The sequence below is a fragment of the Enterobacter mori LMG 25706 genome, from assembly GCF_000211415.1.
GTDB lineage: Bacteria > Pseudomonadota > Gammaproteobacteria > Enterobacterales > Enterobacteriaceae > Enterobacter > Enterobacter mori.
Window position 1 is genome coordinate 601,806 of the sequence record NZ_GL890780.1, and the last position, 6,328, is coordinate 608,133.

General features: G+C 58.7%; 5 protein-coding genes. 4 read left to right on the forward strand and 1 reads right to left on the reverse strand.

The window, feature by feature from the left end; all coding sequences use genetic code 11:
- The first annotated feature begins 171 nt into the window (after positions 1 to 171).
- Complete coding sequence (locus ENTMO_RS0121055; protein WP_010435860.1) at positions 172 to 2,193, forward strand: NADPH-dependent 2,4-dienoyl-CoA reductase; 2,022 nt, start codon at positions 172 to 174, stop codon at positions 2,191 to 2,193.
- Between the two features lie 119 nt (positions 2,194 to 2,312).
- Here the strand turns inward: ENTMO_RS0121055 and rlmG are convergent, their stop codons facing one another.
- Positions 2,313 to 3,449 carry a 23S rRNA (guanine(1835)-N(2))-methyltransferase RlmG gene (rlmG, locus tag ENTMO_RS0121060; protein WP_010435862.1) on the reverse strand — a complete coding sequence of 379 codons (1,137 nt, stop codon included), beginning with the start codon at positions 3,447 to 3,449 and terminating at the stop codon, positions 2,313 to 2,315.
- 85 nt (positions 3,450 to 3,534) lie between these two features.
- Between rlmG and ENTMO_RS0121065 the strand changes: the two genes are divergently transcribed.
- The 3 genes from ENTMO_RS0121065 to ENTMO_RS0121075 all read left to right on the forward strand — a co-directional run bounded on the left by ENTMO_RS0121065 (position 3,535) and on the right by ENTMO_RS0121075 (position 6,324).
- Positions 3,535 to 4,038: a YgjP-like metallopeptidase domain-containing protein gene (locus ENTMO_RS0121065; protein ID WP_010435864.1), complete on the forward strand. Its 504-nt coding sequence runs from the start codon at positions 3,535 to 3,537 to the stop codon at positions 4,036 to 4,038.
- A 70-nt stretch (positions 4,039 to 4,108) separates the two neighbouring features.
- Entirely contained in the window at positions 4,109 to 5,107 is a 999-nt protein-coding gene (locus ENTMO_RS0121070) for a Gfo/Idh/MocA family protein (RefSeq protein WP_010435866.1), read from the forward strand.
- Positions 5,108 to 5,358: 251 nt separating this feature from the next.
- Positions 5,359 to 6,324, forward strand: a complete 966-nt coding sequence (locus ENTMO_RS0121075; RefSeq protein WP_010435870.1) for a TerC family protein — start codon at positions 5,359 to 5,361, stop codon at positions 6,322 to 6,324.
- Positions 6,325 to 6,328 lie beyond the last annotated feature (4 nt).

The window sequence follows — 6,328 nt, forward strand, 5'->3', positions numbered from 1 at the left end:
AGGGAGAGGGAGATTAAGTCCCCTCTCCCTTAGGGGAGAGGGTTAGGGTGAGGGGTGAAGTTCTTTGAGATCTATCACAATCATTCGATCCCGCTTTTACCTTTCCGCTGCCGCTGGCTAAATTAGTAACTCATCCGACCACATAACAATAATTTTACACTGGAAGAGACTATGAGCCGCTACCCGTCGTTATTCGCCCCCCTCGATCTGGGGTTCACCACACTCAAAAACCGCGTGCTGATGGGCTCAATGCACACCGGGCTGGAGGAGCATCCGGACGGGGCCGAGCGTCTGGCGGCCTTCTATGCCGAGCGCGCCCGCCACGGGGTGGCGCTGATTGTCACCGGCGGCGTGGCCCCGGCTCCTTCCGGCGTGGGCATGGAGGGCGGCGCGGTCCTGAACGATGCGTCACAGCTGGCGCACCACCGCATTGTGACCGACGCGGTCCACCGCGAGGGCGGTAAAATCGCCCTGCAAATCCTGCACACCGGACGCTACAGTTATCAGCCGAACCTGGTCGCGCCGTCGGCTCTTCAGGCGCCGATTAACCGCTTTAAACCTCACGCTCTCACCCACGACGAGATCCTGGCATTGATTGACGACTTCGCCCGCTGCGCGGCGCTGGCGCGCGAGGCGGGCTACGACGGCGTTGAGGTGATGGGCTCAGAAGGCTACCTGATTAATGAGTTCCTCGCCGCCCGCACCAACCAGCGCGACGACGAATGGGGCGGCGACTATGCCCGCCGCATGCGTTTTGCCGTGGAGGTCGTGCGCGCCGTGCGCGAACGTGCGGGCGCTGATTTTATTATTGTTTTCCGTCTGTCGATGCTCGACCTGGTAGAGGGCGGCGGCACCTTCGACGAAACCGTCCAGCTGGCGCAGGCGATTGAAGCCGCTGGTGCCACCATTATCAACACCGGTATCGGCTGGCACGAGGCGCGCATCCCGACCATCGCCACGCCGGTACCGCGCGCGGCGTTCAGCTGGGTGACGCGCAGGCTAAAAGGTAAAGTATCTGTTCCGCTGGTCACCACTAACCGCATTAACGATCCGCAGGTCGCGGACGATGTGATTTCGCGAGGCGATGCCGATATGGTGTCGATGGCGCGTCCGTTCCTGGCGGATGCCGAACTGCTGTCGAAAGCGCAAAGCGGCCGTGCGGATGAAATCAACACCTGCATCGGCTGTAACCAGGCCTGTCTGGATCAGATCTTCGTCGGCAAGGTCACCTCTTGCCTGGTTAACCCGCGCGCCTGCCATGAAACCAAAATGCCGGTCGTTGCGGCGGTCAGTAAAAAATGCCTGGCCGTGGTGGGCGCAGGCCCGGCAGGGCTGGCGTTTGCGGTGAATGCCGCTTCCCGCGGGCACAGCGTGACGCTGTTTGATGCGCTGGCGGAGATTGGCGGCCAGTTTAATATCGCCAAACAGATCCCCGGCAAGGAGGAGTTTTATGAAACGCTGCGCTACTACCGCCGGATGATCGAGCTTACAGGCATCGATCTGCGGCTTAACCAGTTTGTCAGCGCGGCGGATCTGATCGGTTTCGACGAGGTGATCCTGGCGAGCGGGATCGTACCGCGCATGCCGGCGATCGAGGGTATCGATCATCCGAAGGTGTTGAGCTATCTGGATGTATTGCGTGACAAAACGCCGGTTGGCGAGAAGGTGGCGATTATCGGCTGCGGCGGGATCGGCTTTGATACCGCCATGTACTTAAGCCAGCCGGGCGAGGCCCCCAGCCAGAACATTGCCGAGTTTTGCGTGGAATGGGGGATCGACACCAGCCTGAACCAGTCCGGCGGGCTACGCCCGGAAGGGCCGCAACTGCCGAAAAGCCCGCGCCAGATCGTGATGCTCCAGCGTAAAACCAGCAAGCCGGGCGAAGGGCTGGGCAAAACCACGGGCTGGATCCACCGCGCCACCCTGCTCCCACGCGGGGTGAAGATGATCCCGTCGGTCAGCTACCAGAAGATCGACGACGAGGGGCTGCACGTCACGATCGGCGGCGAACCGCAGCTGCTGCGTGTGGATCATGTCATTTTATGTGCCGGGCAGGAGCCGAAGCGCGATCTGACGGATCCGCTGCGCGAAGCCGGTAAAACGGTGCATTTGATTGGCGGGTGCGACGTGGCGATGGAGCTGGACGCGCGGCGGGCAATTGCGCAGGGGACGAAGTTAGCTCTGGCGATCTAGGGCATTGCCGGGCGGCAGGGTAAAAGCAAAACGGCAACCCAGTTGCCGTTTTTAGTGTTTGCGCCCTCTCCCTGTGGGAGAGGGTTGGGGTGAGGGCATCAGGCCGCACATACCCAATCTTAACGACGACGCCCCAGCTTCACCGCCTTCAGCACCACGAACTTGTTATTGGTCGCAACGGTGACGCAGTTGCCGAAAATCTTCTTCAGCTTGTGGAAATAGTCCAGGTGGCGGTTTGCCACGATGTACAGCTCGCCGTTGATTTTCAGGCAGCGGCGCGCGTGGTGGAACATCTCCCACGCGACGTTATCCGTCAGGGCGTGCTTCTGGTGGAACGGCGGGTTGCAGAACACGGCGTTGAAGCGGAAAGGCTCTACGCCCGACAGCGCGTTGTTGATCATAAACTCGCAGCGGTCCAGCGCTTCCGGCATGTTGGTTTCCACGTTCAGACGGCTGGAGGCCACCGCCATTGGCGACTCGTCGCTGAACACCACGCTGGCGTCCGGGTTCTTCGCCAGCAGCGTCAGGCCAATCACGCCGTTACCGCAGCCCAGATCGACAATCTCACCTTCCAGATTTTCCGGCAGATGTTCCATAAAGAAACGCGCGCCGATATCCAGACCGGTGCGGGAGAAAACGTTCGCATGGTTGTGGATGGTCCAGTCGGTGCCTTCCAGTTTCCAGCTCAGCGTCTCGGGCGCGTCGGCCAGTTCCGGCGCGCTGAAGGTGCAGTTGATCAGGCGCGCTTTTTTCCACGCCAGCGTGGTGGTGGTTGGGCCGAGGACTTTCTCGAACAGCTCCAGCGTCGAGGTGTGAATATCGCGCGCTTTGGCACCCGCGATAATGCGGGTTTCTGGCGTCACGACCTTACGCAGCGCGCGCAGCTGCTGCTCCAGCAGCGCCATGGTTTTGGGCACCTTAATCAGCACCACGCCCGGCGCCTGAGGGTAATCCGCGGTGCTGTCGAGGAACTTCACGCTGGACTCTTCGATGTCGTTATGGCGCAGGTTTTCACGCGTCGCCAGCTCGCTCAGGTAGGAATCGCCGATGCTGTATGGCGTGTGTTCAGCCAGGGCGCAGCCCAGCGCGCCAAACGCGTCATTCAGGATCAGAACCGGGCCGCGGATTTCAGTCTCATCCAACTGCTGCAGCAGATATTCATCCGCCGCTTCCCACGCCATAAGCGGGTTGACGTCGTCCGTTTCCGGGAAACGTTTAAGGTTGAGTGAACGGAAACCGTTGTCTAAGTGGCTCATCGGCCCTCCTGAATGGTAAAATTTCGGCGTTATCCCTGAAAAGGGTGCGTGAGTATACCCGTTTTCAACTTATTTTGGGGTTTTGATGAACCAGCTGACTTATCTCCAGGGCTACCCGGAGCATCTGCTTTCCCAGGTACGCACGTTAATTGCCGAGCAAAAACTGGGGGCGGTGCTGGAAAAACGCTACCCCGGCACGCACGATTTCGCGACCGATAAAGCCCTCTGGCAGTATACGCAGGATCTGAAAAGCCGTTATCTGAAGAGCGCGCCGCCGATCAACAAGGTGATGTACGACAACAAGATCCACGTGCTGAAAAATGCGCTCGGCCTGCACACCGCCATCTCCCGCGTGCAGGGCGGCAAGCTGAAGGCGAAGGCCGAAATCCGCGTCGCGACGGTTTTCCGTAACGCGCCGGAAGCCTTTCTGCGGATGATCGTCGTCCATGAGCTAGCGCATCTGAAAGAGAAAGAGCACGACAAAGCGTTCTATTCCCTGTGCTGCCACATGGAGCCGCAGTACCACCAACTGGAGTTTGATACCCGGCTATGGCTTACGCATTTATCGTTAAATAGTAATGCGGAATAGCGCACGCGAATTGTCATGATGACGTGCTACAGTGGCTAAAGGTTCCCCGCTACGGAGTACGTAAACGTTTATGATACGTTTCGCAGTCATTGGAACGAACTGGATCACGCGCCAGTTCGTCGACGCCGCCCACGAAACCGGCAAATATAAGCTTACCGCGGTCTATTCCCGCAGCCTTGAGCAGGCGCAAAGTTTTGCTAACGACTACCTCGTTGAGCATCTCTTCACCTCGCTCGACGAGATGGCGCAAAGCGACGCCATTGACGCGGTCTATATCGCCAGCCCGAACTCCCTGCACTTCCCGCAAACGAAGCTGTTCCTCAGCCATAAAAAGCATGTGATTTGCGAGAAGCCGCTGGCATCGAATATCCAGGAAGTGGAAGCGGCCATTGCGCTTGCCCGCGAAAACCAGGTGGTGCTGTTCGAAGCGTTTAAAACCGCCAGCCTGCCGAATTTCCTGCTGCTGCAGCAGTCCCTGCCGAAAATTGGCAAAGTGCGTAAAGCCTTTATCAACTACTGCCAGTACTCGTCGCGCTACCAGCGCTACCTGGACGGCGAGAACCCGAACACCTTTAACCCGGCCTTCTCTAACGGTTCGATTATGGATATCGGCTTCTACTGCCTGGCCTCTGCCGTGGCCCTGTGGGGCGAGCCGCATGGCGTAACGGCCACCGCCAGCCTGCTGGAGAGCGGCGTGGATGCGCACGGTTTAGCGGTGCTGGACTACGGCGATTTCAGCGTCACGCTGCAGCACTCCAAGGTGAGCGATTCCGTGCTGCCGAGCGAAATTCAGGGCGAAGCGGGCTCGCTGGTTATCGAGAAGATCTCCGAGTGCCAGAAGGTGAGCTTTGTGCCGCGCGGCGGTAAAGCGCAGGAGCTGACGCAGCCTCAGCATATTAACACTATGCTCTATGAGGCAGAGGTCTTCGCCCGTCTGGTGGAAGACAACGAAGTGAATCACCCGGGCCTCGCGGTGAGCCGCACCACGGCGAAACTGCAAACGGAGATCCGCCGTCAGACCGGCGTGGTGTTTCCGGCAGACGACGTGAGCGCGGAAGCTATCGCGTAAAACTGTGTAATGAAACCGTGCAGACCATTGACGAAATCAATGGTCTGACATTATTTTGTTACCTGCAAAGGGGAGTAACTTCTTCGCCGGTGGATCGTCATTACGATGCGTTAAACACGCATCCGGTCGCCGGGCAACCCTCGTGGTTGTAAGTGAGACCTTGCCGGAAGGCGAGGTCTATGCATAAAAAGCTAACGGCTATCGTCTTCTGACCATGGCCGTTTTTGTTTTTTATGTGTAAGGAAAATAGTATGCATTCTGTCGGCACTCCAATGTTGTGGGGCGGATTCGCGGTTGTCGTGCTCATCATGCTGGCAATCGACCTCTTTTTGCAGGGCCGTCGCGGCGCGCACGGCATGAGCATCAAACAGGCTGCGGCCTGGTCTCTGGTGTGGGTTACCCTCTCCCTGCTGTTCTGTGCCGCCTTCTGGTGGTATCTGGCCTCGACCGAAGGCCGTGCGGTGGCCGATCCTCAGGCGCTCGCCTTCCTCACCGGCTATCTGATTGAAAAAGCCCTGGCGGTTGATAACGTTTTCGTCTGGCTGATGCTGTTCAGCTACTTTGCCGTACCTGCTGCCCTGCAGCGTCGCGTGCTGGTCTACGGCGTGCTGGGCGCGATTATCCTGCGTACCATCATGATCTTCGCCGGCAGTTGGCTGATCACCCAGTTCGAATGGCTGCTGTACGTCTTTGGCGCTTTCCTGCTGTTCACCGGTGTCAAAATGGCGCTGGCGAAAGAGGACGGCTCCGCGATTGGCGATCGCCCGCTGGTGAAGTGGATCCGTGGGCACCTGCGCATGACCGACAAGATTGAGAGCGAGCACTTCTTCGTGCGCAAGAACGGCCTGCTGTTTGCCACCCCGCTGCTGCTGGTGCTGATTCTGGTCGAGCTGAGCGACGTGATTTTCGCGGTGGACAGCATTCCGGCGATCTTCGCGGTGACCACCGACCCGTTCATTGTGCTGACCTCTAACCTGTTTGCGATCCTCGGCCTGCGTGCAATGTACTTCCTGCTGGCGGGCGCGGCAGAACGCTTCTCCATGCTGAAATACGGTCTGTCGGTGATCCTGGTGTTTATCGGTATCAAGATGCTGATCGTCGATTTCTACCATATCCCGATCGCCATTTCGCTCGGCGTGGTGTTCGGCATTCTGATCGTGACGCTGATTATCAATACCTGGGTTAACCGCCAGCACGATAAGAAGCAGCAGGCTTAATGCG

Excerpts from the sequence above, each read along its gene's own strand:
- ENTMO_RS0121065 (WP_010435864.1), top strand. The coding sequence starts at position 3,535 with ATGAACCAGCTGACTTATCTCCAGGGCTACCCGGAGCATCTGCTTTCC.
- ENTMO_RS0121055 (WP_010435860.1), top strand. The coding sequence starts at position 172 with ATGAGCCGCTACCCGTCGTTATTCGCCCCCCTCGATCTGGGGTTCACC.
- ENTMO_RS0121075 (WP_010435870.1), top strand. The coding sequence starts at position 5,359 with ATGCATTCTGTCGGCACTCCAATGTTGTGGGGCGGATTCGCGGTTGTC.
- rlmG (WP_010435862.1), bottom strand. The coding sequence starts at position 3,449 with ATGAGCCACTTAGACAACGGTTTCCGTTCACTCAACCTTAAACGTTTC.
- ENTMO_RS0121070 (WP_010435866.1), top strand. The coding sequence starts at position 4,109 with ATGATACGTTTCGCAGTCATTGGAACGAACTGGATCACGCGCCAGTTC.